This window comes from Arthrobacter sp. AG1021 (genome assembly GCF_003633665.1).
Lineage (GTDB): Bacteria > Actinomycetota > Actinomycetes > Actinomycetales > Micrococcaceae > Glutamicibacter > Glutamicibacter soli.
Window position 1 is genome coordinate 16,701 of record NZ_RBLB01000006.1, and the last position, 25,772, is coordinate 42,472.

The window sequence follows — 25,772 nt, forward strand, 5'->3', positions numbered from 1 at the left end:
GTGATGGGATGTGATCCACAACATTTTTTGTTCTCTGGGTGTAGAGAATACGGTGCTGTGACCCACGACGCAAGCCCTGCGGTGAAACGCGTCATTTCGCCTAGGCTTAAGCCATGCCGAAAATCGTCGACCATGACCAGCGCCGTCGCGAGATCGTAGAAGTCACGTGGAGATTCATCGCCCGCGAGGGCATCGCGAAGCTGAATTTGCGCGACCTGGCCGCGGCCGCCGGTTACGCCAACGGCGGGCTGAAAATCTATTTCCCGACCAAGGATGCGATTCTCGCGGCCACCTTCACCTACGTCGCCGAGTCCACCGATGCGCGGATCGAGCGCAGCGCCGGCTCGCTGGAAGGGCTGGCGGCCATCGAGGCCTTCGCCCACGAGGTGCTGCCGCTGGACGAGCTGCGCCGCGACGAGGCCCGGGTTGCCGTGCACTTCTGGCACCTGGCGCTGGGTGATCCGGCGCTGGCCGAGGCCAATGCCCGAACCATGCAGGGCTGGCGCGACGCTCTGGATGCCTGGCTGGAGCAGCTGCTGGGCGCCGGGCACCCGGAGGCTTCGGCGGCGCGCGATGCGCTGATCAACTTCCTGATGGGCGCCCAGGCCGGAAGCGTGCTCGACGAGCAGGCCAATACCGTGCAATCGCTGCTTGAACAGCTCGAGCACCATCTGGCCGGGCTGTCGCGGCTAGCCGAAGCCCGCTGATCTTTCCTCTACGTAGGAAGAAAAACCGTGACTTTTCGGTCTTTGTGGGCTACCCTCGAACGTGTCGCCCGGCACAGTCGCGGGCGCAGAGCACAGGGGGCGTGGATGTATCAGGTGCAGCATGTTGACTCGTTTTCCGCATGGTCGGCGCTGATCTCCGACGCCTTCGTGCAGCTGCGCAGCGAACAGGTCTCCCGCGGCCACTTCGCCGCCACGCTCGGGGCCAACATGCTTGGGGACATCGGCCTGATGCGCATCACCGCCAAGCCGCACGCCGTGCTGCGCACCGAGGACTTGAGCACCAGCGGGGACGGGGACTACTACAAGGTCTCCTACCAGCTCGACGGGCACGGCCTGCTCATCCAGGACGGGCGCGAAACCGTGCTGTCCCCGGGGGATCTGGCCATCTACGACACCCAGCGCCCCTACACCCTGTCCTTCGACAAGCCTGCCTCCGTCATGGTGGCGCTGGTGCCGCACGACCAGTTCAGGCTGTCCCCGCAGCAGGTCGGGCAGATCACCGCTGTCGCGCTGAAGCACGAGCACCCGCTGGCCGGCACCGTCACCCCGCTGCTGCGCCACCTGGGCAACAACCTGGCCGCCTGGGACGAATTCGGCGGCTACTCGCTGGCCCGCAACACCGTTGACCTGATTGCCACCGCCCTGGCCGGCGCGCTGGGCGGGGAAAACCAGGCCGACTCCAAGGCCGCGCAGCGCCAGCGCATCACCGCCTACATCGACGCGCACCTGGACGAACCCGAACTGGATCCGGCGCGCATCGCCGCCGCGCATTTCATTTCGGTGCGTTCGCTGCACGCGCTGTTCGAGCACGAGCCGCGTACCGTCGCCGCGCTGATCCGGCACCGCCGGCTGCAGCAGGCACGCACGCTGCTGCGCGATCCGCTGCTCGGGCAGGTCTCCGTGCAGCGCATCGGCGCGAAGGTGGGCATCCCCGACGCGGCGGGCTTCAGCCGCATGTTCTCCCGTGAATTCGGCCTCACCCCGGGCCGCTTCCGCCAGCAGCAGGCCGCCTGAACGCACAGGCGGCGAACCTGCGCCCAAGCGCAAGAGCGCTGCACGCAATGCCAAGGTGATCCACGCCATACCGGGGGATCCTAGAGTTACCTACTCGTAATGGGGGATCCAATGGGACTCGAACAACGCAAACTGGGCGTGCCGGCCCTGGTCGTGATGATCATCGCGGCCAGTGCACCGCTCACCGCCGTCGCCGGCGGCGTCACCACCAACTATGCGGTCACCGGCATGCAGTCCGTGCCGCTGTCATTCCTCGTGGTCGGCGCGATCCTGTTGGTCTTCAGCATCGGCTACACCGCCATGAGCCGCCACATTCCCAACGCCGGCGCGTTCTATGCCTACATCGCCCAGGGCCTGGGCCGGGCCTCCGGCGTGGGCGCCGCGATGATCGCGGTTGTCAGCTACAACCTGATGCAGATCGGCATCTACGGCATGTTCGGCTTTGCCGCTTCCTCCTTCGCGAATTCCATGATGGGCACGCAGATCCCCTGGTGGGTCATGGCCTTGGCGGCCTGGGTGCTGGTCGGCCTGCTGGGCGTGAACCGCGTGGACTTCTCGGTCAAGGTGCTGGGCATCGTGGTGGCCGCCGAGTTCCTGGTGGTTGTCATCTACAACGTGATGGCCTTCGTCATCTCCCCGGAGGCCCCGGCCCCGGGTGCCGCCTTCGACCTCTCGGACGCGATCGCACCCGGCATGGGCGCTGTCATGGCGTTCACCATCGCCGCGTTCATGGGCTTCGAATCCGGCACCATCTACAACGAAGAAGTCAAGGACCCCAAGCGCACCGCCCGCACCGCCACGATCATCGCAGTCATCGTGATCGCCTGCTTCTACGCCTTCTCCGCATTCGCGATCTCCGTGGGCGAGGGCGCCTCGAACGTGCTCGGCGCCTCGGCCGAATTCGGCCCGGATCTGATCTTCGTCTTCTTCGCCACCCACGGCCCGGCCTGGTTCGTGGACCTGGCCAACCTGCTGTTCATCACCAGCCTGTTCGCCGCGCTGCTGGCGTTCCATAACGTGGTTGCCCGCTACTTCTACTCCATGGGCCGCGGCGGCGCACTGCCCGCCTTCCTGGCCGGCACCTCCCGCCGCACCCACGCCCCGGTCGCCGGCTCGCTGGCCCAGTCGATGCTGGCGCTGATCGTGATCGCGGTCTTCGCTGTCATCTCCACCGGCGAAGACCCGATGTTCATCGTGTTCACCATGTTCACCTGGCTGACCAATTCCGCGGCCTTCGGCCTGGTGCTGCTCATGGCGCTGACCTCCTTCGCGATCATCGGATACTTCGCCACGCACCGCACCAGCGATTCGCTGCTCACCCGGGTCATCGCCCCGCTGCTCTCCGGAGCCGCACTGGTCTTTATCTTCATCCAGATCGTCATCAACTTCGACGTTTTGCTCGGCATGGAAGAACCGGGCATGCTGGGGTACATCCTGATGGCCATCGTCATCGTGCCGGGCATCATCGGATTCCTGGTGACCACCGCGGCCCGATCCAAGGCCGTCATCAAGACCGACGCCGACCAAGTCCCAGTCCTCTAACCACACCACCCACGTAAAGGAGCCAAATCAATGGCCTACGCAAATGCCCGGGAACTGCTCGCGGCAATCTCGCCGGCGACCGGCGGCACCGAAGTCCTCGACCCGGCCACCGGCGAGCTTGTCGGCCGCGTGGCGGAGAAGTCCGTCGCCGACCTGGACTCCGCCGTCGCCGCGGCCCGCGCCGCCCAGCCGGCCTGGGACGCGCTGGGGCACGATGAGCGCAAGCGCCTGCTGAACGCCGCCGCGGACAACATCGAGGCCAACGCCGAGGCCCTGGCCGAACTGCTCTCCCGCGAGCAGGGCAAGCCGTTGAACGGCCCGAACGCCCGCTTCGAGGTCGGGGGAGCAGCCGCCTGGCTGCGCGCCGCCACCGCCTACGACGTGGACCCGGAAGTCGTGGTCGACGACGGTGAAACCTACGCCGCCAAGCACTACCGCGCCCTGGGCGTGGTCGGCGCCATCGGCCCGTGGAACTGGCCGATGATGATCTCGATCTGGCAGCTGGCCCCGTCCCTGCGCATGGGCAACACCGTGGTGATGAAGCCCAGCGAATACACTCCGCTGTCGGTTATCGCCCTGGGCCGCATCCTCAACGAGGTCCTGCCGGCCGACGTGCTGCACGTGGTGGCCGGCGGGCGCGAGGTCGGCGAGAAGCTCTCCGCCCACCCGGACATCGACAAGATCATGTTCACCGGCTCCACCCGCACCGGCAAGGCGATCATCCGCTCCTCGGCCGACACCGTGAAGCGCCTGACCCTTGAGCTCGGTGGCAACGACGCCGGCGTGGTCATGGAGGACGCCGATCCGCAGGCCATCGCCCAGGACCTGTTCTGGGGCGCCTTCATCAACACCGGCCAGACCTGCGCCGCCCTCAAGCGCCTCTACGTGCCGGAATCCATCTACGACCAGGTCTGCTCCGCGTTGACCGAGGTCGCCAAGGCCATGCCGATGGGCGTGGGACTGGACGAGAACAACGTGCTCGGCCCGCTGCAGAACAAGGCGCAGTACGACATCGTCGCCGACCTAGTGAAGGACGCCGTGGACTCCGGCGCCACCGTGCTGCTCGGCGCCAACCCGGATGATTCGGCGGCCGGCTACTTCTACCCGACCACCCTGATCTCCGACATCGACCCGGGCAACCGCCTGGTCACCGAGGAGCAGTTCGGCCCGGCGCTGCCGATCATCAAGGTCAAGGACAGCGCCGAGGCCATCAAGCACGCCAATGCCCTGGAGGTCGGCCTGGGAGCCTCGGTCTGGGGCTCGGACCGTGCCAAGGCGTTGGAAGTTGCCGCCCAGCTGCAGGCAGGCACCGTGTGGATCAACTCCCACGGCACCATCGACCCGCGCATCCCGTTCGGCGGTGCGAAGCAGTCCGGCTACGGCCTCGAATTCGGTCTCGACGGCCTGAAGTCCCTGGCCCAGCCGCAGGTCATCAAGGGCTAGCAACCGCTGCCAGGGCGCCGCACCGCAAGGTTCGGCGCCCTGGCATTTTTTAACGCGTCATCCCCGAGGCTTCGGGTGGTAGTGGTACCAGAGGTCCTCGATGAATGGCTCGTTGCCTGCGCGGACGTCCACCCGCGCATTGCTGAAGCTCGTGCCGTCATCCAGCGTGATGTCCGCACTCATCCACGAGCCGTTGAACGTGCCGAGCTCGAGTTTCGCCGGATTGTAGAGCTGCTCGATGTTCGACTGCAGATTCCGGGCCGATGAGGTGTAGCCGAGCACCGCAAAAATGCCGAGTGCCGCCATCAGTGACAGCACCAACCCGCCAGCGACTAGTTCGGCACGGATGGAAGAGCGCAACTTGTAGGTCTGGTAGCCATCTGCCAGCTGCTCGAACTTCTTCCGACGGTACCAGCCGTGCAGCAGCAGCGGCACGCCTCCGATGAGCAGCACGGCGGCCACCCCGAAGCCCAGCACCGGGGTGCTGAAATCCACGTTCAGGTATTGCTCCTCCATAACCCCACGTTATGACGGTACTTTCCCTTGTGCGACCTCATTTCGGATGATTTCTCCGCTGGCATCGAAAGTGCCCGGAGGCGATCGGACCTTTCCGGCGCGTGCCGAGCATGCCGAAGAGCTGCCGTTTCTCGGTGCCAGGCGCAGACAGCCGAGCAGCATCCGGGTTATCGGTCTTCGCGCCGTGGGGTATGGATGTTCTCACGGAATTCGAGTTCCCCGGTCGCGTCATGGACGAAGATTTCGCCCGAACCGAGCTCCTCGGCTTTTTTGCAGGCAATGTCATAGGCTTCGGCTCGTGAGCGGCAAGTTGCCAGATGCTTCCCGCTGAGAGTCACGACCCAGGCCTCGCTGTTGGCCAGAATTTGGAAGTGGTTGGCGCTCATGCTCTTTCCTTTCTCGGGGGCCATGGGGAAGCGTTTGCTTCGATATGAGATCTGGTCACTGGGTGGGACGCCGGAAAAGATCGGCCTTGCCTCCACCATTCCATGCTGATTTCCGGGCTTCCAGATGGTTCAGGGAATATCCAGAGTAGACCCCTCGCGCGATGATCGAGGATTCTGGATATTTCCTCTGATATCCAGATCGGGCATGAACTGTCTCGCTTTCCGTCCTACATTGAGCACATCACCGTTCGGTCGCCACTGGACGGCACGAGAAGGAGAGAAAGTAGTGCGGGTTAAGACAAGGACATTGCAGAAACTCCTACCGGGCATGGCCGTGCTGCCCTTGCTGGCCGGCTGCGGCGCACAGATTCCCGTGGATCCCGAGGGAACGCTTGAGGACGTCAGATCGGGGACCATCAGCGTCGGAGTATCACCGAATGCGGACTTCGTGGAGGTTTCGAACGGGCCGTTGCAAGGTTCCGAAATCCAGATCATCCAGAATTTCGCCGAAAATCTCGATGCTGAGGTGGAATGGACGGTGGGAGGCGAGGAACAACTCGTCTCGGCTTTGGAAAACGGTGATCTTGACCTCGTGGCCGGAGGGATCAGTTCCAAGACTCCGTGGGCCGAACAAGTCGGGATGACACGGCCCTATACGACTCACGTGGATGTTGATGGCAAGGAAAGCAAAATCGTGATGCTGGTGCCGCCCGGCGAGAATGCTTTCCTCTTTGAAGTGGAACGCTTTCTCGACCGGACACAGATGCCATGAATAGCTCGCCCGGAACCCATTTGCCCGAGGAACAGAAGCGACTGATGCGCCGCGCCGCCAAGCTGGAGTGGATCAGCGTTGGATACGCGGTTTGCACGATCACAGTCGTCGCCCTGGTTGTTGGGAATTCGCAGGCTATGAGGACGGCTTGGGTTGAGGACATGCTCTCGGTGCTTCCGCAGCTTGCCTTCCTCATCGCTCTGCGCTGGACGCGCAAGCCACGCAGGCCACGCCAGCCGTACGGCTATCACCGTTCCATGGGTGCCGGACATCTCGTCGCAGGCGTGGCGTTGCTGGTGGTAGGCGCCATGCTGGCCTACGAATCGATTACCGCGTTGGTTAAGACGGAACATCCCACCATCGGAACGGTCAATCTGTTCGGCCACACAATCTGGCAGGGGTGGCCGATGATTGCGGTGATGACGGTTATTGTCATCCCCGCGCTCATCCTCGGTCGGCTGAAGATCAAGGTCGCCAAGCCACTGCACAACAAGCTGCTGTACGCAGATTCAAAGATGGCCAAGGCCGACTGGCAGACCAACGCAGCTTCCATCGTGGGTGTTGCCGGAATTGGTCTGGGAATCTGGTGGCTGGATGCCGTGGCCGCATTGGTCATCTCGCTCGGAATTCTCAAGGACGGCTGGGACAGCACACGCTCAGCGACCTCCGACCTGCTCGACAGCCGAGCATCCGACCTTGACGGCACCGATCCGCATCCGCTGGTGTCGAGGATCGAGGAGCAGCTGGCCCGAATGAATTGGGTCGAGGAATCAGCGGTCAGGGCTCGTGAACTAGGCCAGGTTCAGCACATCGAGGTTTTCGTGGTTCCGCATTCGGGGCAGGTCGGTGTCAAGCAGGTCGCTGAGGCCTGTGCTGAGCTGGAGGAGCTCGATTGGCCGGCCTACGACGTAGTAATGATCCCCGTGAGTTCGATCCCGGACTATTTAAGCAAGGTTCCGGCCAGGGTGTGAAGCCCTGCTAATGGGCACCCGTGGCACGAATGCCGTGGTCCTGCAGGGCGGCGAACGCGGCATGCCAACCGCCCATGCCGTGAACGCCCCCTCCTGGGGGCGTGGACGAGGAACAAAGATACAAGCCGTCCGGGGCCAGTCGATAGGGATTGAGGGAGACGGTAGGGCGCAGGAACTGCTGCAGTCCGCGCAGCGAGCCTCCGCCGATATCGCCGCCGACGAGGTTCGGATTCCAGCGCTCCAAATCCGCTGGGCTGCTCTCGCGGCGCGAAATGACGCGGTCGGTAAATCCCGGGGCGAAGCGTTCGATCTGCGCATCGATAAGAGCACCGGCACGGCCTGCATAGCCATTGGGCACGTGCGCGTACGACCAGATGACGTGCTTGCCCTCGGGAGCGCGGGTGGCATCCGCGCTGGAAGGCTGGACAACCATCACGAACGGCTTGTCCGGCATGCGTCCCCGGTTGACCTCTCCCTCCGCCCGGGCGATCTCGGGTGCATCGCCGCCGACGTGCACCGTGCAGGCTTGTTGTGTGCGCTGATCGGTCCACGGAATTGGTCCGTCCAGCAGATAGTCGACCTTGTATACGGCAGTTCCGTATCGCCATCGGGACAACTGTTGGGCATAACGCGCCGGCAACCTGTCGCGTGCGATCGACAGGATCTGTCGCGGTGTCAGGTCCATGATCGTGATGTCCGCGGGCGGAAGCTCGCCGAGGCTCCTGACTTCATGACCGGTATGGATGCGTACCGAGCGGGATTTCGCGGCGCGGCCCAGGGCTTGGATAATCGATCCGGTGCCGCCATGCGCTACCGGCCAGCCCCAACTTGAGCCCAGCGACCCGAAGATGATCCCGAACCCCGAGGTGAATGGATGGGATTGGGGAAGCATGGAGTGCGCACTGGTTCCGGAGAAGAGGGCCCGGGCTTGTCGGCTGCGCAAGACGCTGGAGGCCATGACGGCCGTTGGAGGTAGTGAGCGCAGACCGAAGCGTGCCATCAGCACAGGGTTCGGTGGCACGCGCAACAGCGGGCCGGTCACGTTGTCCAGCAGCTGCTGCGCACGCTTGACGAAGGGGCCGTGCAGGGCCGTCCAGATTTTCCGATCCGCTGCGAATTGGGCGGTGGTAGCCGCGAGCGTTTGGTGCAGGAGCACGCTCGGTGCGTCATCGAGCGGATGAGCCAGCGGCATGTCGTGGAAATCCCAGCTCAGGCCGTGGCTTTGCAAGTCCAAGTGCCGGAACGCCTTGCTGCCGTAGGCAAAAGGATGGGCCGCCGCACCCAGATCGATCAAGGCCTCGCCATCAAATGCCCGGGCGCTTGCGGCGGCACCCCCGATCTCCTCGTTCCGTTCGTAGACATCCACTTCGATTCCGTTTTCGGCAAGGATCGCAGCGGCGGTCAGGCCATTGGGGCCGGAGCCGATAACATGGGCGCGCAGTGTCATATAACTTGTTTCCGTATCTCAGTTCGGTCAAACTCAGCGAAAGCGCTCGGCCCATGAACTGTCGCTGAACTCCGATAGTTGGCGAATCTGCGATTCGGCACGCAACTTCAGATCGCTCAGCAAGGCTTGGTCCAGCGTCGGCTCTTCACCAACCATGAGCAGCAGGGTGCGCCACATGCTGTGCTTGGCATTCAGCAGGCCGGTCAGCACATCGAGCTGTGTCTGAGCCAGCGTCTTGCGGCGCTGCCGCAGGGGATTGAGCAAGTTGATCTTGCCCAGAAGCTTAGCCCATGGCTCGGCAAGCAATGCAAGGCCGTGGGGCTCACGGCCCAGCTTTTGCAAGATGCGCTCGAGATCCTGCTGGTCTTCCTTAACCTGCAACCAGAGGGAGTGGAAGACGTCCGCATGTTGAGTATCGGCCCACATCCGTTTGGCGCTGGCGAAATGTTCCAGCCCGGCAGCGGAACCCAAATGGTGTTCACTGAGGTATTTATGCAATTTCTCGTGATCAATTGGCTTCTTCACTACGTGGCATCCTCAAGAAACTAGGCGATTTCATCCACCCGGAAAGCTTTTAATCCGGTCCCTTGTGCACCAGCGTAGGGAGAGTCCGGTGGCGATGTTATGCATGCGACGCGAACTCATGGGAAATCACCAGAAACCCGTGGCAGCTCTGGTGGAATTCGGGCGATGTGGAGGAAGACGCAGTTCGCGGAAATGTTGCGTTCTTCTTTGCGTTTCCTGTGATTCGGAGCCGGCATGCCGAGCCGAGCCGCAAGCCCGCATAAACTCCAGCTGAAGCAGAATCGACATCCCGGAAGGATAGTGCATGCCCAGAACTTTCGGGATCGAGGAAGAGTTTTTCCTCGTGAATCCCCAGACCGCGACTTTGGCCACGGTCCCGCCCGGCTTACTGGGGGATCTGCAGGGCGAGAACCTGGCTGGGGCAACGCTTGTCCCGGAGCTCCTCCGTCCCCAGGTGGAACTTGTATCCGGAATTTGCACCAGGGCATCCGATGCCTTGGAAAGCTTGCTGTTGGGTCGACAGAAGCTGCAGGAAGCGTGTGCGGGTGCAGGCCTGGCGGCAGTAGCAACTGGCACGCCGCCCTTCCTTCCCGGAGCGACGGAGGTGTCCGAAGGGCAGCGTTACGAGGATATCCGCCAGTTCGTGCCGGGGATCGTGCGCGAGCATTACATCAACGGGCTGCATATCCATGTGCATATCCCTGACGCCCCAACCGGGCTGCAGGCCATGAACGTGCTGCGCCCGTGGCTTCCAGCACTGACTGCCATTGGGGCGAACTCGCCGGTCTGGAACGGTGAGCTTTCCGGATTTGAGTCCTGGAGGATGGTGCATTACCGCCGTTGGTCCGTGATAGGCGTTCCTCCGGCGTTCGACTCCATGGAGCACTACCAGCGGATGCGCCGGATAATGCTCGATTCCGGCGCCCTGCTCGACGCTGGACATATCGGCTGGGCCGTGCGCCTGTCTGAGCGCAACCCCACCATAGAGGTGCGCACGGCCGACGGGCAGTTGACGGCCGACGAATCGGTGGCCATAGCCATGCTGGTTAGGGCTCTGGTGGATACCGGTCTCGCGCAGGGAGGCGTGGCCAAGACCGTGGAGGACCGGCTGCTGGATCTCGGTCTGTGGCATGCCTCCAAAATGGGCCTGTCAGGACCGCTATTCGATGCGGGAACCGAAACCAGACTGGAGCCGGAGCAAGTGCTGGGGCAATTGCTCGACTATGCCGGCGAACATCTGGCGGACAACGGCGATCTCGATTTCGTGCAGAACTACTTCGCGCGGATCACCTCTGTCGGGAACGGCGCGCAACGGCAGCGCGCAAGCTGGGCACGCGGGGGAGGCACGGCACTCGTCCACGACGCCCAGCAGGAATTCGCCCGGGAAACGATTTCGGAACTCCGCAGCAACCCATGACTGGCTGGCGCGTTTCGAGCTGGCTCGAATGCCTCGTGTGAATTCTCTGGTAATCCGTACCCCGGCCCGGTCAACCGGTTGGCCATTGCCTATAGTCGTTTTTTCAGTATGTGTGCATTAAGGAGCAGGTGGAGAAGTGGAGCTTCCAGAAGATCGCGGCCGGATCAGCGAATCTCTTTTCGAGGTGCTGAGAACCTACGACCCCGATGTCGATCTGTCAGGTTTGGAACATGAGGCCTTCAAAGTCCTGGACTCGGAAGACATCCTCCATAGCGAGGACATCCAGATTGTCCTATTCGTCCTCTACGAACTGCACTACCGCGGGTTCGATGGCATCGATGCACGCTGGGAATGGAACCCGCCTCTGCTGGGCCTTCGGGCAAAGATCGAAGAACAGTTTGAGGCACGATTGCGGCAGATCGCCGGGGATCCAAGTTTCTCGCTCGGATCTGCCCAGGATACGGCTCGACAACTTTTCGCCCTTGCCAGCGCGGACGACGGACCATCGGTCTCGACCTACATATCCCGGCATGCGACGGTTGAGCAGGCGCGTGAATTCCTGATGCACAAGTCCATCTACCAGCTCAAGGAAGCCGACCCGCATTCGTGGGCGATTCCACGCCTGACAGGGCGCGGAAAGTCCGCATTGATGGAGATCCAGTTCGACGAGTACGGGGCAGGCAGGCCCGGCGCCATGCACTCCGAGCTGTTCGAGACCACCATGCGGGGGCTGGGGCTCGACTCCGAGTTCGGAGCCTATATCGAGTCGCTGCCTGCCATCACGCTGGCGTCGGTCAACATGATGTCGTTCTTCGGCCTGCATCGTCGATTGCGCGGCAGCATCGCCGGCCACCTTGCCATCTACGAGATGACATCGTCGATCCCCAATGCCAGGTATGCACGCGGATTCCGGCGCCTGGGCTTCGACTCCCCGGTGACAGACTACTTCGATGAGCATGTGGAAGCCGATGCGGTCCACGAGCAGATCGCCGGTCGCGATCTGGCGGGCGGATTGATCGAGCAGGATCCCAGCATCGCCGAAGCGGTGTTCTTCGGCGCGCAGGCGGCTTGCGCCATCGACGCGCTGGTGGGAGCCCACCAGCTTGAGGCGTGGGGCCGGGGCCGTTCGTCCCTGCGCCAGCCGAAAGTAAAGGTCGAGGCATGAGCGCGGAGGGAGCGCAGATCGTGGTCTGCCCGCAGGGGCCGCTGATTCTCCGTGGCGACTTCGAGATTCTCGACGCGGAGGGCGAAGCTGTTCCGACAAGCCGTGAAACCGTGGCGTTGTGCCGTTGCGGAAGCTCGGCCATCAAACCGTTCTGCGACGGCACGCACAAACTCAAGAAGTTCGAAATGCCACGTGACTGACGGCGAGTCCCCTCCAAGCCCGACGGAGCTGATGCGGCCAGATCGATGGAGCCGGAGGACTCGGAGCGCAAAAAACATCTTTAATGCCCCGGGGTCGCTTGCAGCCGCCGTATATTAGGTGAAGACCTCGTCCCCCCGACTCCGGAAGAGCTCTGCATGCCCATCCTGAATAAAGACATGACCCTGTGCATCTCGCTGTCCGGCCGGCCGTCGAATATCGGCACCCGCTTCCACAACTACCTGTACGAGGAACTGGGGCTGAACTTCATCTACAAGGCGTTCTCCACCGACGACTTGGCCGGTGCGATTGCCGGCGTCCGCGCCCTGGGCATCCGCGGCTGCTCGGTGTCCATGCCTTTCAAGGAGGACGTCATGGCGCTGGTGGACACCATCGAGCCTTCGGCGGCGGCCATCGACTCGGTGAATACCATCGTGAACACCGACGGCCACCTCAGCGCCTCCAACACCGACTTCGATGCGATCGCCACGCTGATCGGGCGCCACGAGCTGGACCCGTCGGCGAACGTGCTGGTCCGCGGTTCCGGGGGCATGGCCAAGGCGGTGGTCGCGGCATTCCGCGATGCCGGCTTCGAGAACCTCACGGTGCTCGCGCGCAACATCGCCGCGGGAGGGGCGCTGGCGCAGAAGTACGGCTACGCATTCATCGATGCCGATCCGGAACCGGGCCACCAGGTGCTGGTCAACGTCACGCCGCTGGGCATGGACGGAGAACAGGCCGCTATCCAGTCATTCAGCGATGCGCAGATCGCCGCGGCGGAAACGGTGTTCGACGTGGTCGCGTTCCCCAGCGAGACCCCGCTGGTCGCCGCCGCACGGGAGCACGGAAAGCAGGTCATCACCGGGGCCGAGGTGATTGCCCTGCAGGCCGCCGCGCAGTTCGAGAAGTACACGGGACATGGGCTCAGCGAGGATCAGGTCGTCCGTGCCTCCGAGTTCTCCCGACAGTAGGAACTGAAAAACCCTGCACCGCGCGTGCGGTGCAGGGTTTCCCTGTAATAGGCGTTTTCTAGCCGCGCAGGGTGACTTCGACTTCTTCCATCGCCTGCCCGGCAGGGTACTGCCCGTTGAACATCTTGGAGCCGTCTTCAGTCACCACGGCCGAGAACCGGGTTCGGGTCATGCCCATGGCGTGCGAAACTCCGGTCTCGGTCAGTTCCGCGATGGCGGTGCGGCCCTCGGGGGTGTCGATGGTCAGGAAGATCGACTCGCCCTGGTTCTCGATGCGCGGTTCGTTCAGCTCGAGCTTCATCATCCCGCCGTGGCCCGAGAAAGACACGCGCCCGTTGAACCAGATCTCGTTGTCGGGAACGTCCACCGCCGGGTGCACGGGGAAGGCCAGCGCGTTGCCGACCTGCCACACGCCATTCGAGGCCTCGATGCGGCCGTCAGCCAGCGATGCAATGTATCCAACGAACGAGGCCTTGACACCCCACTGAAGATGCGGCTGGAAAGCGTCGCCTGCCATGAGTTCCTCCATAAAGATTTGCGGTTGACCCCAGTATTTCACAGCACCAGCGGGAGCCTGCGGCCCATTCATCTGCCAGCGAATTGTTAATACCGAATATTAAAAAGCACAGCTGGCAGGGGGATTCCTGCCAGCTGTGCGGGGTCGGCTACTTGACGAAGCCGTCGGCGACGACGAGCGCCTGTTCCAGCTTGTCCAGCGCCTCGATGAGCACGTCGTCCGGGATGTTCAGCGCCGGCACCACGTGCAGGCGGTTGAAGTTCGCGAACGGCAGCAGGCCTGCGGCGCGGGCCGCGGCGATGACCTGGTTCATTTCCGGCGAGCTGCCGCCGTAGGCGGCCAGCGGTTCGCGGGTTTCGCGGTTGGTGACCAGTTCGATCGCCCAGAACACGCCGGTTCCGCGCACGTCGCCCACCGACGGGTGGTCGGCCTTGAACTGCGCCAGGCGCGGGCCGATGATCTCATCGCCCAAGCGCTTGGCATTGGCAACCAGGTCCTCTTCCTCCATCGCTTCGATGGTGGCAACCGCCGCCGCGCAAGCCAGCGGGTGGCCCGAGTAGGTCAGCCCGCCCGGGTAGACGCGCTCGCGGAAGGTCTCGAAGATCTGCGGGGAGATCGCCACGCCGCCCAGCGGCACGTAGCCGGAGTTCACGCCCTTGGCAAAGGTCATCAGATCCGGAACAACGTTCCAGTGGTTCACCGCGAACCATTCGCCCGAACGGCCGAAGCCCGCCATGACCTCATCGGCGATGAACACGATGCCGTACTTGCGGGTCAGCTCGCGCACGCCTTCCATGTAGCCTGCCGGCGGCACGTAGATGCCTGCGCTGCCCGGGATCGACTCCAGGACCAAGGCGGCGATGTTCGATGCACCCTCGAGGATGATCGTGTCTTCCAGGTGCTTCAGCGCGCGCTGGGTCTCTTCGGCCTCCGTGGTGGAGTTGAAGTAGGAGCGGTACGGGTAGGCGGGGAAGAAATGCACGACGCCGTCGGAGGCGTTGTCCGAGGCCACGCGGCGTGGATCGCCGGTGACGTTCACCGCCAAGTGGGTGCCGCCGTGGTAGCTGCGGTACGCGGAGAGCACCTTGTGCTTGCCGGTGTGCACGCGGGCCATGCGGATGGCGTGCTCGTTGGCGTCGGCGCCGCCGTTGGTGAAGAAGATCTTGTCCAGGTCGCCCGGGGTGTGCGAGGCGATCAGCCGCGCCGCCTCGGAGCGAGCGTGGTTCACGTGCTGCGGGGCGATCGTGGCGATCTTGCCCGCCTGCTCGATGATCGCCGCGACGACCTTCGGGTGCTGGTGGCCGACGTTCGTGTTCACCAGCTGGCTGGAGAGGTCGATGAGCTTGTTGCCCTCGCCGTCCCACACGTACGAACCCTCGGTCTTCAGGATCGTCATCGGGTTGAACGGGCCCTGCGCCTGCCAGGAGTGGAAAACGTGCTCGCGGTCAAGTTCGTGGGCACGCTGGCCGGCTGCGATCTGCTCGCTGGTGATGTCGCTGATTTCGGTAGTCATTGGTCCTAGTCGTTCTGTGGGAAGCCGAGGTTGATGCCGCCGTGGCTCGGGTCCAGCCAGCGCTTGGTGACAACCTTGTTGCGGGTGAAGAACTTGAAGCCCTCCGGGCCGTAGGCGTGCTGGTCGCCGAACAGCGAGGCCTTCCAGCCGCCGAAGGAGTGGTAGCCCACCGGTACCGGGATCGGCACATTGACGCCGACCATGCCCACCTGGATGCGGTTCTCGAAGCGGCGGGCGGCGCCGCCGTCGTTGGTGAAGATCGCGGTGCCGTTGCCGTACTTCGAGGAGTTGATCAGCTCGACGCCCTCGTCGAATGACTCCACGCGGACCACGGACAGGACCGGGCCGAAGATCTCGTCGGTGTAGATGCTCATGTCGGTGGTGACGTTGTCGAACATGGTCGGGTGCAGGAAGAAGCCTTCGCCGTCGGCGTCCACTGTACCGGTGCGGCCGTCCAGGGCCAGGGTGGCGCCGGCGGCGATGCCGGCGTCGATGTAGCCTGCGACCTTGTCGCGGTGCTCGCCGGTGATCAGCGGGCCCATGTCGCAGCCGCGGGTGCCATCGCCCACGCGCAGGGTCTTGGCGCGCTCGGCGATCTTGGCGACCAGCTGATCGGCGATGCCCTCCAGCGCAACGACCACGGAGATCGCCATGCAGCGCTCGCCGGCGGCGCCGAAGCCGGCGTTCACCGCCATGTCGGCTGCCAGGTCAAGGTCTGCGTCGGGAAGCACCAGCATGTGGTTCTTCGCTCCGCCGAAGGCCTGCACGCGCTTGCCGTTGGCAGTGCCGGTGGAGTAGACGTACTGGGCGATCGGGGTCGAGCCCACGAAGGAGACCGAGGAAATGCGCTCGTCGTTCAGCAGGGTGTCGACCGACTCCTTGTCGCCGTGCACGACGTTCAGCACGCCGGCAGGCAGGCCTGCCTCGGCGAACAGCTCGGCCATCCAGTTGGCGGCCGACGGGTCCTTCTCCGAAGGCTTGAGCACCACGGTGTTGCCCGAGGCGATGGCCACCGGGAAGAACCACAGCGGCACCATGGCCGGGAAGTTGAACGGGGAGATGATGGCCGAGACGCCCAGCGGCTGGCGCATGGACTGCACGTCGACGCCGGTCGAGGCGTTCTCCGAGTACTCGCCCTTGAGCAGGTACGGCGCGTTGCAGGCGAGCTCCACGACCTCCAGGCCGCGGGCGACCTCGCCCAGCGCGTCGTCGAGCACCTTGCCGTGCTCGGCGGTGATGATCGCCGCCAGCTCGCCCTTGCGCTCGGTGAGCAGCTCGCGGTAGCGGAACATGATGGCGGTGCGCCGTGCCAGGGAGGTGTCGCGCCAGCCCGGGAAGGCTGCGTGCGCGGAGGCGATCGCTGCCTCGGTGGTTGCCTTGGAGGCCAGTGCCACCTCGCGGGCGACCTCGCCGGTGGCAGGGTTGTAGACCTTGCCGGTGCGGTCGTCTGCAACGTAGTTGGCGTTGTCGATCCAGTGCTGCAGGGTTGATGTCAGCGTCGTGTTCATCGTGGCTCCTTGTTGTCCTCGAATGGATTCCTGAATTCATCATCGGGCACGAACATGGCCTGCGACACAGGCAGTATGTAATGATTTATCGTGACGCTGCGACGATGTGTAAAGGTGCGAGGATGCTGACTGTCAACGACGTGCTGGCCCTGCCGGTGGTGCAGGAGGCCGATCCGCAGCTGCTGTGCGCCGACGGGCTGGACGCGGAGCTGCGCTGGGTGCACGTCACCGAGTCGGAATCCAACGTTGACCTGCTCTTCGGCCGCGAGCTGGTGCTCACCACGCTGCGCAACGTGACCGACGTTCGCGGCTTTTTGGAACAACTGCGCGACGCCGGCGCGGCGGGCGTGATCATCGAGGCACCGGGCGAAGCGGAACTGCAGGTGGCAGGGCTCGGGTTCCCCGTCATCAGGCTGCGCCGCAAGGTCCGTTTCGTGGCCATCACCGAGGTCATCCACCAGAAGCTGGTCGCCCAGCAGCTGGCAGACCTGCAGTTCTCGCGCAGCGTGCACGAGATCTACACCGAACTCTCGCTCTCAGAGGCCGACGAGCAGGCCATCGTCGAGCGCACCGCCGGGCTGCTTGACGCTCCGGTGGTGCTCGAGGACGTGCGCCACCTGGTCCTCGCCCACGCGAACGCGGATCTCGACGACTGGATTTCCCGCTCCCGCTTCGTCGGCTACCTGGAGCACACCGGGCGCTCGGCGGGCGCCGAGAACTGGCTGCAAACCCCGGTGGGGGCGGCCCGCCGCCGCTGGGGCCGGCTCATCGTCCCGGCCGCGCTGGAGGACGATGCCAACGCCGCGCTGGTGCTGGAGCGCGCCGGCCAGGCGCTGACCATCGCCCGGCTTTCCGGGCGCGACGACCGCGAACTGCTCTACCAGGCGCGAACCTCGATGCTGCACGAGCTGCAGGCCGCGCACGGCTACGGCGACAAGGAGATCGCGGTGCGCGCCCAGTCCCTGGGCTTGGACGCCGCGCCCTACTACGTTCCGCTGGTGCTCTCGCTGGCTGCCGGGGAGCGCACCCCCACGGAGACCCAGCTGGCCGAGCGCGCCGCGCTGGAAGTCATCGAGCAGCTGGCCGACACCCTGCACCTGGGGGTGCTCGCCGGGTCGCTGAAACCCGGCTACCTGGCGGTCATCCTGCCGGTGCGCGCCCGCGAGCTGGTGGATTCCGCGTTGCAGGGCTTCACCCGCCGGCTGGCCGAGCAGCTGGCCGAGCCGGTGGCGATCGGCGTCGCCGCCGAGGGACCGCTGGCCGCCTGCCTGGCCCGGCTGGACGAGGCCGCCCATGTCGCGCACATCGTCCCGCACCTGCCCACCCGCGCCCAGCCCTACTACCGCTTCGCCGACCTGCGCCTGCGCGGGGTGCTCTCCGCGATGGGCGCCGATGCCAGGCTGCGCGCCTTCGCGCACACCGAGCTGGACGGCCTGCTTTCCCCGCTCGACGAGGACGGGCTGCAGCTGCTGGAGCTCTACCTGGCCCACGGCGGCAACAAGTCCGCCCTGGCCAAGGCCGGCTATTTCTCGCGCCCCACGCTCTACGCCCGGCTGGCCAAGCTGGAGGACAAGCTCGGGGTCTCGCTGGAATCCGCCGAGTCCCGCGCCAGCTTGCAGGTGGCGCTGCTCTGGTACCGCATGCACGGCTAAGCGTACGTGGCCAAGCCTGCACGCCTGTTACAGGGCGAGGCACGCCGGAAATCACCGCGCACCGGGTTATCCCCACCGTGCAGTACTGTCGCCCCGAGCCTGCCGCCGCCCGGGCACGCTGGATCCATGAGCACCAGCAGCGAAGCACTGATGAACCTGTCCCAGGCGGACAGGCTGCTCGGATCGGCGGTGAGCGCCCTGTCCGACCCCGACGTCCCCGCTGGGCACGCCGCCTATGCGGCGCTGCTCATCGAGCACCTCGCGCAGCAGCTCAGCCGCGCCCAGCTGCGCGCCGCGGAAGCCGTGCGCCGCACCGGCGCCCACAAGCTCGACACGGACTCGCTGCAGGCCATCGCCGACGGGGGCCTGGAGCCCACGCCCCAGGACGTCGAGGCCGCCGCCGGCCGCACCACCGTCGCACGCACCCACTTCAAGAAGGCGCTGGACCTGCTGGCCGGCTGGCTGAACGTGCCGGTCTCCACCGCCCGCGACCGCTTGGCCGCCGCCGACAGCCTGATCGCACAGGTCACCGACGCCGGCGAGCCGGCCGGCCCCGCGCTGCCGGTGCTGGCCGCAGCCTTCGACGATCCGGACACCGACCCACGCCTGGTCATCTCCGCTGCCCGCAAGATCAGGGCCGCGGACAAGGACCTGGGGACCGGGCCCGAGGCGGAGCAGACCCGGGCCGAACTCCAGGAGCTCTCGCTGGAACTCATCCGCAGCCAGCCGGCCACCGCGCGCAAGCACATCTCCGCGCTGGTCGCCCAGGCGGTGGGGGAGCGGCGCCCGCCCGAGGCCGTGCTCTCGCAGATCGGTGTCTACCCGCTGGGCATCCGCAACGGGCTGGAGCGCTTCCTGGTCAAGCTGCTGCCCTCGCAGGGCGAAACCATGCACGCCATCTTCCGCGCCGTCGACAACCCGAAAACCATGGCCGGCAACCGCGACGCGCTCGCCGAGCAGGCCGCCGCGCTCACCGACGACGACTCCGCCCCCGGCTGGGACGACGAGTCCACCATGCCGGACTGGGCCAAGGCCGGCTCCGCAGCCGACGACTCCGCTGACGACGACCCCACCGGCGACCACTCCGCCGGCGACCACTCCACCGACGGCACCGGAGACGAAACGCCCGACGACGACTGCCCCAGCGGCTTCGATGCGGATATCTGCCCCGAGGATGACGACAACGAGTGCGGAAACCGCCGGGAAGCAGACCGCGAACCCGGCACGGACGCCGAGGCACCTTCCGGAACCCCGCCCGGCGCAGTTGGCGGCACGGCGCGAACGGCTGCGAATGACGCGGCGGTTACCGGTCTCTTCGAGGATCTGCGCCCTGAATTGCGGCATCTGCTGGGTCTGATGGCGGTGCTGCAGGCCAACGGACCGGGCGCCCTGGCGGCCGACGGCCACGCGGTGATCACCCCGCAGATCGGTGTGCTACTGGACTACGACAAGATGCTCGAAACCGGCCGGGACTTCGCGGTCAGCACCTCAGGCATCCCGATTCCGGCGGGCCAGGCACGCGCCATGGTGTGCAACGCCGGGCTGTACCCGGTGGTGCTCAACGGCAAGAGCCGCATCCTGGATCTCGGGCGCACCCAAAGGCTGTTTTCCAAATCCCAGGCCCGGGCGATCCGCGCCGCCTACCGCGGCTGCGCCTATCCGGGGTGCAGCATGCCGGCGCACCGCTGCGAGCTGGACCATCTGGACAAGTGGGAGCTCGGCGGCCGCACCGACATCGAGACCAGCGACCTGTATTGCGAAATCCACCATATCGCCCGGCATTGCGGGCTGTTCCACGCGGTGAAGGTCAAGGGCTCGCGTCCCATGGTGCTGCTGCCCAGGGAGCTGGACCCAGAGCAGCGCCTGCAGTTCAATACCTACTTCTTTTCGCCCTCTGAAGCCCTGCGGTTGGCCGAGTGGGCGCGGCAGGCCACGGTGCTGTGGCGGGCGGGCAGACTGGACGCCAGCATCGCTGACCCGTAGGTCCTGAAAGGATCGCTGACGTTGGCCCCGCAACGGAACCGGGGTTGCACGGCCGGACTCGGAAAATCCCGGATCAACTTTTCAGAAGGGACCCGGCGCTCGTGGTCATGCCGGTGCCCTCGAACCCGTCCAGCCATTCGGGGGAATGCCCGTGCACGTCGTCCGGGGGTAAATTGGTCCGACGTCGCGGCAGTGAATCGGTGCACGAACACATCGCGCCCAGCTACCGCCCCGGCCGAGCAAAGTCGAAGGCGCAAAGCTTGACCGGCTTCGAAGGGCACAACAGCCCGCATGGCAGTGGGTGTGGATACCATCGACGGTGCGACCCTAAACGCCGTCTGGAAGCCCGAAGCGGTAGAAGCTGCCGATTCGGTGAGTGCGGTGCTAGTCGGCCGCAAGACGCTCTCAGTCAGTGCAAACCTTGCTACGGAGCGGGCATCCCGAATAGATCGCTCGATTGCCGGACACGGGCATATGCTCCTGAAGACGGGACGATGGCAGTGATCCGAGGCGCCCCCGGGAGAACGTGACAACTCTGGCGAGAACCGAATCATCCAGCGAAGCAATGACGATCAAGGAAAGTCGCGCGAGCGGAGAACCGCTAACCTGCCTATTCCCGCCGGTAGCTCGCACAAACGGACACCGACCCACTATCTTGTTTTTCTGAAAAGTTCACTATTCCGATCAGATGGCGGCTGGTTAGAACTACGGGGTGACCGCGTCCCAGGCAGTGGCCAAGGCATTCGTTAGTGGTTCGCCGAGCCCGGCCGAAGATGTTCCACGGCCATGGCGGTCCAGCTTTGAGCGGTGAGAACCGCCAGCCGTTCCTCGTTGACCGGCATGCCGAACGCCCGACGCCGGAAAGCCATGAACAGCGGCGCCATGAAAACCATGGCCATGGCGTCGGCGGTCGATTCGTCGGGGCACACCTCGGCATCGACCAGGGCCCGGGCCAGCGGCTTCGAGCCGGGAAGAGTCTCCGGCAGCAGCTGTTTGGCCAGCATCCGGTCCTGGTCTGCGGCGTCGAAGACCGGGCGCATCAGCACCGCTGCTTCGGCCCAGCGGGACAATCCCCGGAGCAGCCACTGCTGGATTTCTTCAACCCGGGGATCGCGCAGCAGCGAAACAAGTTTCCGGTAGTCAGGTTCGAAATCTTGTTCCGCTCGGTGTCTCAGCTCGAAAAGCAGATCGCTCTTGCGGCGGAAGTGCAGGTAGAAAGTCGCCCGGCTTGTTCCGGCGCAGGAAGCCACCTCGTCGATCCGGCTGTTCTCATAGCCCCTGGCAGCGAAAACCACCACTGCCGCGTCGATGATCAGCTCACGGGTCGCTGCCTTCTGGCGTGCGCGCAGGGATGGAGTCGCAACGGCATTTCGGTACGGTGGCATGACCCCATGCTAGACAAATTCCGGTTTTCGTCTAGTCACTCGACGCCGCGCCGGGTGGATTGACCGTGTCTCAGGTGGATGGTTTGGTGGAACACACCACGTGCCCGGACGTGCGGAAACGGAAGACGGCGGGCGTCCTTCCCGCCGCAGGGTATTCCGGTGCCGCCAAGGACCGGACGGGCGCCGGGCCTTCCCGCCGGAACGACGGCAACTCCACACGGAAAGAAGCAACACATGAGACTTGCAGGGAAACGCGCGCTGATTACCGGAGCGGCTTCGGGGATGGGTGCCGCGCACGCACGCGCCTTCATCGCGGAAGGCGCCACCGTGCTGCTCGCTGACATCAACGACGAAGCAGGACGTGCGCTGGCGGCCGAGCTCGGAGACCGCGCCAGCTACGCGCACCTGAACGTGGCGGACGCCGGGGACTGGGAGGCCGCGGTTGCGCAAGCCGTGGCGGAATTCGGCGGGCTGGACGTGCTGGTGAACAACGCCGGTATCCACGACGACGCGCCGCTGGAAGACACCACGCTGGAAAGCTGGAACCGGGTCATGGACATCAACCTGACCGGCGCCTTCCTGGGCATGCGCGCGGCGGTTCGCGAGCTGAAGAAGTCAGGAGCTTCCTCGATCGTGAACGTGTCATCCACCGCCGGACTGGAAGGCTACCCGAACCGGCACGCCTACTGCGCGTCGAAGTGGGGCCTGCGCGGGCTGACCAAGTCCGCGGCGCTGGAACTGGCCGACTTCGGTATCCGGGTCAACTCGGTGCACCCCGGCGCGGTCGCGACGGCGCTGACCCAGGCGCTGCGCCCGCTCACCGAGGAGGACCTGGCCGGCAACTCGCTGGAGCGCTTCGCCCGGCCGGAAGAGGTCAGCGGCCTGATCCTCTTTTTGGCCAGCGACGAATCGAGCTTCTGCACCGGCGGAGAGTACGCGGTCGACGGAGGCATCTCCGCCGGGACCAGGTACTAGCCGGCCAGGGGCGTGGCAGCTAGTCCGCCGTTCCGTAGAGACGGCGGACGTCCGCGCGCCCGGACTCGGACCACGGCGCAATCCATGGGCCGGTGCCCTCGGACACGTCGCGCACACCCTCCTCAAGCCAGAGGTAGGCCCCGTCGAGCAGGTCCTCGGCGACCTTGTCGTCGTGCGAGGTGCCGTCCCACAGGTGCTCGAAATGGTCCTCGCAGCGCCGGGTGGCCTGTTCGCAGAACGCCTGCGCCAGGGTCTCGGCGGAGAAGCGCTCGGGGGCGGTGGAATCCAGCAGAGCTGAGGTCTTGGCGATCACCGCTGCCATGGCGAACAGCTCGGCTCCGATGTCCACGATGTGCCCCAGGAACACCTGCTGCTTCTCCAGCCCTGCCTGCCAGCGCGCCATGCCGGCGAAGGTCTGCCGGGCCAGCTTGCGGCTGGTGCGCTCGATGTAGCGCAGATGCTTGGCCAGCGGGCCGTGCTCCGAGTAGGTGCCGGGCAGGCTGCCGGCGCCGGCGACGAGCTTGGGCAGCCAGCGGGCGTAGAATCCGGAGGCCTCGCGCGCCGCGGCGGCCTTTTCCGCCAGCGTGGAGTCGGCCACCGCCAGCGCCCCGGCGGCCTGCAGGTGCGCGTCGACGGCTTCGCGGGCGATCAGCAGGTGCATGATCTCGGTGGAGCCCTCGAAGATGCGGTTGATGCGCAGATCGCGCAGCAGCTGCTCGACCGGGACCGCGCGCTCCCCGCGGGCGGCCTGGGAGGCGGCGGTCTCGTAGCCGCGCCCGCCGCGGATCTGCACGAGCTCGTCGGCGATCCGGCAGGAGACCTCGGAGGAGTACAGCTTGGCCAGCGCCGCCTCGATGCGCACGTCCTTCATGCCCGCGTCCGCCAGCAGCGCGCTGACCTCGAACACCGCCTCCAGCGCGTAGGTGCTGGCGGCGATGTAGGCGAGTTTGGAGGAGACGGCCTGGTGCTCGCCGATCGGGTGGCCCCACTGCACGCGGGCGGCGGACCATTCGCGCGCGATCTTCGTCGCCCACTTGCCGGCGCCGGCGCACATCGCGGGGATGGACAGGCGCCCGGTGTTCAGGGTGCTCAGCGCGATTTTCAGGCCAGTGCCCTCGCGCGAGAGCCGGTTGGCGGCCGGCACGCGCACCTGCGCGAAGCGGGTCACGCCGTTCTCGATCCCGCGCAGGCCCATGAACGCGTTGCGGTTCTCCACGGTGATGCCCGGCGCGTCGGCCTCCACGATGAATGCGGTGATCCCGCCCTTGCCGGCCGGGACCTCGCCGCAGGCCTCGTGGGGTTCGACGGCGGCCATCACCACCAGCAGCTCGGCGACCACCCCGTTGGTGGTCCACAGCTTCGCGCCCTCCAGGGTGTAGTAGGCGCCGTCCTCGCTCAGCGTCGCACGCGTGCCCAGCCGCGCGGGGTCCGAGCCCACGTCGTTCTCGGTGAGCAGGAAGGCGCTGATCGCCCCGGCGGCGCAGCGCGGCAGGTACTCGCGCTTCTGCGCCTCGGTGCCGAAGGACTTGACTGGCTCGGGCACGCCGATGGACTGGTGGGCGGAGAGCAGGGCGCCGATCGCGGGGCTGACCGAGCCCACCCGCATCAGTGCGCGGCCGTAGTCCAGCAGGCTCAGCCCCAGCCCGCCGTACTCGGTGGGGATCTTCATGCCGAACGCGCCCACCTCGCGCAGCTGGGCGATGTATTCGTCGGGCACCCGGGAATCCGCCTCGATGCGCCCGGGGTCGAACCCGTCCAGCACCGTCTCCAGCTCGGCGATGAAGGCCGCGCCGCGGGCGGCGGCTTCCGGATCGGGGGCGGGCAGCGGTTCGATGAGCGAGAAGTCGACCTCGCCCATGTAGATGCCCTTGGCGAAGCTCGGCCGCTGCCAGCCCTGTTCGCGGGATTCTTCGGCCAGTTCGCGGGCCTTGGCGGCGTTGATGTCCATGGCAGTACCCTTTCGAGACCGGGCGGCAGGCCACCGCCTGGAATGCCCAGCCTAGTCCGGGCAGGCGTGCACCGCTAGGGTGGCGCCCGCGCTAGGACAGCGCGCGCAGGTGACCGGGCATGCCCCGCGGCGCGGCGTCCCGCAGCCCCGGCAGCACCATGAAGGCGTGTCCGAAAGTCAGCTCGTGCAGGGTGCGGGCAGGCACCCCCAGGGTGTCGGCGATCCGCGCGGTATCCAGCCGGTCTTCGCCGCGCAGCGACGGGAACACCAGGGAGAACACCCGCGAGGCCAGCGGGGCGCGGCGCGGCGCCGGTTCCAGCGCCAGTTCCTGCACCAGCCAGCTGTAGCTGGCGTCGCCGAGCATGCCGCATTCGCGGGCGTGGGACAGGATGATCCGGGCCGGGACGCCGAACAGCTCCTGCAGGTCAAGCAGCTGCGGCAGTTGCAGGGTGTCGCCCATGCGCGCCTGCAGCGATAGCGCCGGCAGCAGCAGGCGCGCGGCGAACTGCTCCGCCTCGGCTTCGGCCGCCGCATGCCCGTCGGCTCCCAGCGCGGAATGCAGCAGCAGGTGGCCCAGCTCGTGCGCCAGCTGGTGGCGCTGTTCGGCGCGGTCCCCGGCGGCCAGGAAGATGAACGCCTGCCCCTCTTCCCAGAAGCTGAAGCTGGTCCCGGATGCCAGGCTGAGCACCCGCACGCCGCGCGATTCGAGCACGTAGATCAGGTCGGGCACCGGCCCGCAGCCCAGGTTCCAGTCCAGGCGCAACTGCGCGGCGGCGGCCTCCGGGTCGAACCCGGTGTAGTCGGGCACCTCGGTGTCCGGCAGCGTGTAGTCGGCGGTGATCAGGTTGTAGAGTTCGACCCCGGTGCGGCCCAGCGCCGAGCAGGCGGTTTTCTGCGCCCGGCTGATGCGCCGCGGGGTGCGGAAGAAGATGCGTTCGACATCGATCCCGGCAGCCGGCGGGCGGTGGAAGTAGCCCGGGGCGCAGCCCAGCGCGCCGGCCAGCTGCCCGGCCAGGGCCTCGGGGGCGCCGCAGGTTTCGTAGCGGCGGACGGTGGATTCGCCGACCTGAACCAGGCGGGCGAGATCCAGGGTGCTATACCCCGCCGCGTGGCGGGCGAGCGTGATTCGGGTCGGTTCCAGCATGACGTTCCTGCTTCCATGGCTGCTTAATCCACACAGTAGTGTCACAGGCCAC

Annotated in this window: 23 protein-coding genes; 13 read left to right on the forward strand and 10 right to left on the reverse strand. The window is 65.8% G+C overall.

The window, feature by feature from the left end; translation table 11 throughout:
• Positions 1 to 113 precede the first annotated feature (113 nt).
• The 4 genes from DFO58_RS00225 to DFO58_RS00240 all read left to right on the forward strand — a co-directional run bounded on the left by DFO58_RS00225 (position 114) and on the right by DFO58_RS00240 (position 4,727).
• Positions 114 to 707: a TetR family transcriptional regulator C-terminal domain-containing protein gene (locus tag DFO58_RS00225; protein ID WP_047119935.1), complete on the forward strand. Its 594-nt coding sequence runs from the start codon at positions 114 to 116 to the stop codon at positions 705 to 707.
• A gap of 105 nt (positions 708 to 812) precedes the next feature.
• A complete protein-coding gene (locus tag DFO58_RS00230) occupies positions 813 to 1,742 on the forward strand; it encodes a helix-turn-helix domain-containing protein (RefSeq protein ID WP_047119934.1) in 930 nt (309 codons plus the stop codon).
• A gap of 111 nt (positions 1,743 to 1,853) precedes the next feature.
• Positions 1,854 to 3,284 (forward strand): APC family permease, encoded by a 1,431-nt coding sequence (locus DFO58_RS00235; protein ID WP_047119933.1) that lies wholly within the window; start codon positions 1,854 to 1,856, stop codon positions 3,282 to 3,284.
• 30 nt (positions 3,285 to 3,314) lie between these two features.
• Positions 3,315 to 4,727, forward strand: coding sequence for an aldehyde dehydrogenase family protein (locus DFO58_RS00240; RefSeq protein ID WP_120989055.1), 1,413 nt, complete (start codon positions 3,315 to 3,317; stop codon positions 4,725 to 4,727).
• 57 nt (positions 4,728 to 4,784) lie between these two features.
• Here the strand turns inward: DFO58_RS00240 and DFO58_RS00245 are convergent, their stop codons facing one another.
• Both DFO58_RS00245 and DFO58_RS00250 read right to left on the reverse strand, forming a co-directional pair.
• Positions 4,785 to 5,243, reverse strand: a complete 459-nt coding sequence (locus DFO58_RS00245) for a hypothetical protein (RefSeq protein WP_053798662.1) — start codon at positions 5,241 to 5,243, stop codon at positions 4,785 to 4,787.
• 167 nt (positions 5,244 to 5,410) lie between these two features.
• On the reverse strand, positions 5,411 to 5,629 hold the full coding sequence (locus DFO58_RS00250; protein WP_053798661.1) for a DUF2188 domain-containing protein: 219 nt from the start codon (positions 5,627 to 5,629) through the stop codon (positions 5,411 to 5,413).
• Positions 5,630 to 5,957: 328 nt separating this feature from the next.
• On the opposite strand from DFO58_RS00250, the gene DFO58_RS00255 reads away from it, so the two are divergent.
• Positions 5,958 to 6,401, forward strand: coding sequence for a transporter substrate-binding domain-containing protein (locus DFO58_RS00255; RefSeq protein WP_053799459.1), 444 nt, complete (start codon positions 5,958 to 5,960; stop codon positions 6,399 to 6,401).
• Entirely contained in the window at positions 6,398 to 7,372 is a 975-nt protein-coding gene (locus DFO58_RS00260; protein ID WP_120989056.1) for a cation diffusion facilitator family transporter, read from the forward strand. The genes DFO58_RS00255 and DFO58_RS00260 overlap by 4 nt, the downstream gene beginning before the upstream one ends.
• A gap of 7 nt (positions 7,373 to 7,379) precedes the next feature.
• On the opposite strand, the gene DFO58_RS00265 is transcribed toward DFO58_RS00260, so the two are convergent.
• Both DFO58_RS00265 and DFO58_RS00270 read right to left on the reverse strand, forming a co-directional pair.
• Positions 7,380 to 8,819, reverse strand: a complete 1,440-nt coding sequence (locus DFO58_RS00265; RefSeq protein ID WP_053798660.1) for an NAD(P)/FAD-dependent oxidoreductase — start codon at positions 8,817 to 8,819, stop codon at positions 7,380 to 7,382.
• A gap of 33 nt (positions 8,820 to 8,852) precedes the next feature.
• Complete coding sequence (locus tag DFO58_RS00270; protein WP_047119927.1) at positions 8,853 to 9,344, reverse strand: hypothetical protein; 492 nt, start codon at positions 9,342 to 9,344, stop codon at positions 8,853 to 8,855.
• Between the two features lie 304 nt (positions 9,345 to 9,648).
• Here DFO58_RS00270 and DFO58_RS00275 point away from each other — a divergent pair, with 304 nt between their 5' ends.
• The 4 genes from DFO58_RS00275 to DFO58_RS00290 all read left to right on the forward strand — a co-directional run bounded on the left by DFO58_RS00275 (position 9,649) and on the right by DFO58_RS00290 (position 13,095).
• Positions 9,649 to 10,761 carry a YbdK family carboxylate-amine ligase gene (locus DFO58_RS00275; RefSeq protein WP_053798658.1) on the forward strand — a complete coding sequence of 371 codons (1,113 nt, stop codon included), beginning with the start codon at positions 9,649 to 9,651 and terminating at the stop codon, positions 10,759 to 10,761.
• A gap of 136 nt (positions 10,762 to 10,897) precedes the next feature.
• Entirely contained in the window at positions 10,898 to 11,926 is a 1,029-nt protein-coding gene (locus tag DFO58_RS00280; protein WP_047119926.1) for an iron-containing redox enzyme family protein, read from the forward strand.
• A complete protein-coding gene (locus DFO58_RS00285) occupies positions 11,923 to 12,126 on the forward strand; it encodes a CDGSH iron-sulfur domain-containing protein (RefSeq protein ID WP_047119925.1) in 204 nt (67 codons plus the stop codon). Before DFO58_RS00280 ends, DFO58_RS00285 begins: the two co-directional genes overlap by 4 nt.
• Positions 12,127 to 12,282: 156 nt before the next feature.
• Positions 12,283 to 13,095 (forward strand): shikimate 5-dehydrogenase, encoded by an 813-nt coding sequence (locus tag DFO58_RS00290; RefSeq protein ID WP_120989057.1) that lies wholly within the window; start codon positions 12,283 to 12,285, stop codon positions 13,093 to 13,095.
• Positions 13,096 to 13,153: 58 nt separating this feature from the next.
• Here DFO58_RS00290 and DFO58_RS00295 read toward each other — a convergent pair whose 3' ends face one another.
• From DFO58_RS00295 to DFO58_RS00305, 3 genes are all read right to left on the reverse strand, one after another.
• Positions 13,154 to 13,612 carry an HtaA domain-containing protein gene (locus DFO58_RS00295; RefSeq protein WP_052772469.1) on the reverse strand — a complete coding sequence of 153 codons (459 nt, stop codon included), beginning with the start codon at positions 13,610 to 13,612 and terminating at the stop codon, positions 13,154 to 13,156.
• A gap of 148 nt (positions 13,613 to 13,760) precedes the next feature.
• Positions 13,761 to 15,125 (reverse strand): aspartate aminotransferase family protein, encoded by a 1,365-nt coding sequence (locus DFO58_RS00300; RefSeq protein ID WP_120989058.1) that lies wholly within the window; start codon positions 15,123 to 15,125, stop codon positions 13,761 to 13,763.
• A gap of 5 nt (positions 15,126 to 15,130) precedes the next feature.
• Entirely contained in the window at positions 15,131 to 16,633 is a 1,503-nt protein-coding gene (locus tag DFO58_RS00305; RefSeq protein WP_047119922.1) for a CoA-acylating methylmalonate-semialdehyde dehydrogenase, read from the reverse strand.
• Between the two features lie 122 nt (positions 16,634 to 16,755).
• Between DFO58_RS00305 and DFO58_RS18090 the strand changes: the two genes are divergently transcribed.
• Positions 16,756 to 18,285 carry a PucR family transcriptional regulator gene (locus DFO58_RS18090; RefSeq protein ID WP_053798656.1) on the forward strand — a complete coding sequence of 510 codons (1,530 nt, stop codon included), beginning with the start codon at positions 16,756 to 16,758 and terminating at the stop codon, positions 18,283 to 18,285.
• Between the two features lie 126 nt (positions 18,286 to 18,411).
• Positions 18,412 to 20,268 (forward strand): HNH endonuclease signature motif containing protein, encoded by a 1,857-nt coding sequence (locus DFO58_RS00320; protein WP_120989059.1) that lies wholly within the window; start codon positions 18,412 to 18,414, stop codon positions 20,266 to 20,268.
• A gap of 746 nt (positions 20,269 to 21,014) precedes the next feature.
• Here the strand turns inward: DFO58_RS00320 and DFO58_RS00325 are convergent.
• Positions 21,015 to 21,653, reverse strand: a complete 639-nt coding sequence (locus DFO58_RS00325) for a TetR/AcrR family transcriptional regulator (RefSeq protein WP_120989060.1) — start codon at positions 21,651 to 21,653, stop codon at positions 21,015 to 21,017.
• A 234-nt stretch (positions 21,654 to 21,887) separates the two neighbouring features.
• On the opposite strand from DFO58_RS00325, the gene DFO58_RS00330 reads away from it, so the two are divergent.
• On the forward strand, positions 21,888 to 22,628 hold the full coding sequence (locus DFO58_RS00330) for a glucose 1-dehydrogenase (protein WP_047119920.1): 741 nt from the start codon (positions 21,888 to 21,890) through the stop codon (positions 22,626 to 22,628).
• Between the two features lie 19 nt (positions 22,629 to 22,647).
• On the opposite strand, the gene DFO58_RS00335 is transcribed toward DFO58_RS00330, so the two are convergent.
• A complete protein-coding gene (locus DFO58_RS00335) occupies positions 22,648 to 24,576 on the reverse strand; it encodes an acyl-CoA dehydrogenase family protein (RefSeq protein WP_120989061.1) in 1,929 nt (642 codons plus the stop codon).
• Positions 24,577 to 24,667: 91 nt separating this feature from the next.
• Entirely contained in the window at positions 24,668 to 25,720 is a 1,053-nt protein-coding gene (locus tag DFO58_RS00340) for an XRE family transcriptional regulator (protein WP_047119918.1), read from the reverse strand.
• Positions 25,721 to 25,772: the final 52 nt, after the last annotated feature.

What these genes read in the sequence shown, in the direction of transcription:
- DFO58_RS00255 (WP_053799459.1), top strand. Translation starts at nt 5,958, where the DNA reads ATGGCCGTGCTGCCCTTGCTGGCCGGCTGCGGCGCACAGATTCCCGTG.
- DFO58_RS00245 (WP_053798662.1), bottom strand. Translation starts at nt 5,243, where the DNA reads ATGGAGGAGCAATACCTGAACGTGGATTTCAGCACCCCGGTGCTGGGC.
- DFO58_RS18090 (WP_053798656.1), top strand. Translation starts at nt 16,756, where the DNA reads ATGCTGACTGTCAACGACGTGCTGGCCCTGCCGGTGGTGCAGGAGGCC.
- DFO58_RS00225 (WP_047119935.1), top strand. Translation starts at nt 114, where the DNA reads ATGCCGAAAATCGTCGACCATGACCAGCGCCGTCGCGAGATCGTAGAA.
- DFO58_RS00260 (WP_120989056.1), top strand. Translation starts at nt 6,398, where the DNA reads ATGAATAGCTCGCCCGGAACCCATTTGCCCGAGGAACAGAAGCGACTG.
- DFO58_RS00265 (WP_053798660.1), bottom strand. Translation starts at nt 8,819, where the DNA reads ATGACACTGCGCGCCCATGTTATCGGCTCCGGCCCCAATGGCCTGACC.
- DFO58_RS00330 (WP_047119920.1), top strand. Translation starts at nt 21,888, where the DNA reads ATGAGACTTGCAGGGAAACGCGCGCTGATTACCGGAGCGGCTTCGGGG.
- DFO58_RS00295 (WP_052772469.1), bottom strand. Translation starts at nt 13,612, where the DNA reads ATGGCAGGCGACGCTTTCCAGCCGCATCTTCAGTGGGGTGTCAAGGCC.
- DFO58_RS00285 (WP_047119925.1), top strand. Translation starts at nt 11,923, where the DNA reads ATGAGCGCGGAGGGAGCGCAGATCGTGGTCTGCCCGCAGGGGCCGCTG.
- DFO58_RS00275 (WP_053798658.1), top strand. Translation starts at nt 9,649, where the DNA reads ATGCCCAGAACTTTCGGGATCGAGGAAGAGTTTTTCCTCGTGAATCCC.
- DFO58_RS00290 (WP_120989057.1), top strand. Translation starts at nt 12,283, where the DNA reads ATGCCCATCCTGAATAAAGACATGACCCTGTGCATCTCGCTGTCCGGC.
- DFO58_RS00320 (WP_120989059.1), top strand. Translation starts at nt 18,412, where the DNA reads ATGAGCACCAGCAGCGAAGCACTGATGAACCTGTCCCAGGCGGACAGG.
- DFO58_RS00250 (WP_053798661.1), bottom strand. Translation starts at nt 5,629, where the DNA reads ATGAGCGCCAACCACTTCCAAATTCTGGCCAACAGCGAGGCCTGGGTC.
- DFO58_RS00325 (WP_120989060.1), bottom strand. Translation starts at nt 21,653, where the DNA reads ATGCCACCGTACCGAAATGCCGTTGCGACTCCATCCCTGCGCGCACGC.
- DFO58_RS00240 (WP_120989055.1), top strand. Translation starts at nt 3,315, where the DNA reads ATGGCCTACGCAAATGCCCGGGAACTGCTCGCGGCAATCTCGCCGGCG.
- DFO58_RS00300 (WP_120989058.1), bottom strand. Translation starts at nt 15,125, where the DNA reads ATGACTACCGAAATCAGCGACATCACCAGCGAGCAGATCGCAGCCGGC.
- DFO58_RS00230 (WP_047119934.1), top strand. Translation starts at nt 813, where the DNA reads ATGTATCAGGTGCAGCATGTTGACTCGTTTTCCGCATGGTCGGCGCTG.
- DFO58_RS00335 (WP_120989061.1), bottom strand. Translation starts at nt 24,576, where the DNA reads ATGGACATCAACGCCGCCAAGGCCCGCGAACTGGCCGAAGAATCCCGC.
- DFO58_RS00235 (WP_047119933.1), top strand. Translation starts at nt 1,854, where the DNA reads ATGGGACTCGAACAACGCAAACTGGGCGTGCCGGCCCTGGTCGTGATG.
- DFO58_RS00305 (WP_047119922.1), bottom strand. Translation starts at nt 16,633, where the DNA reads ATGAACACGACGCTGACATCAACCCTGCAGCACTGGATCGACAACGCC.
- DFO58_RS00340 (WP_047119918.1), bottom strand. Translation starts at nt 25,720, where the DNA reads ATGCTGGAACCGACCCGAATCACGCTCGCCCGCCACGCGGCGGGGTAT.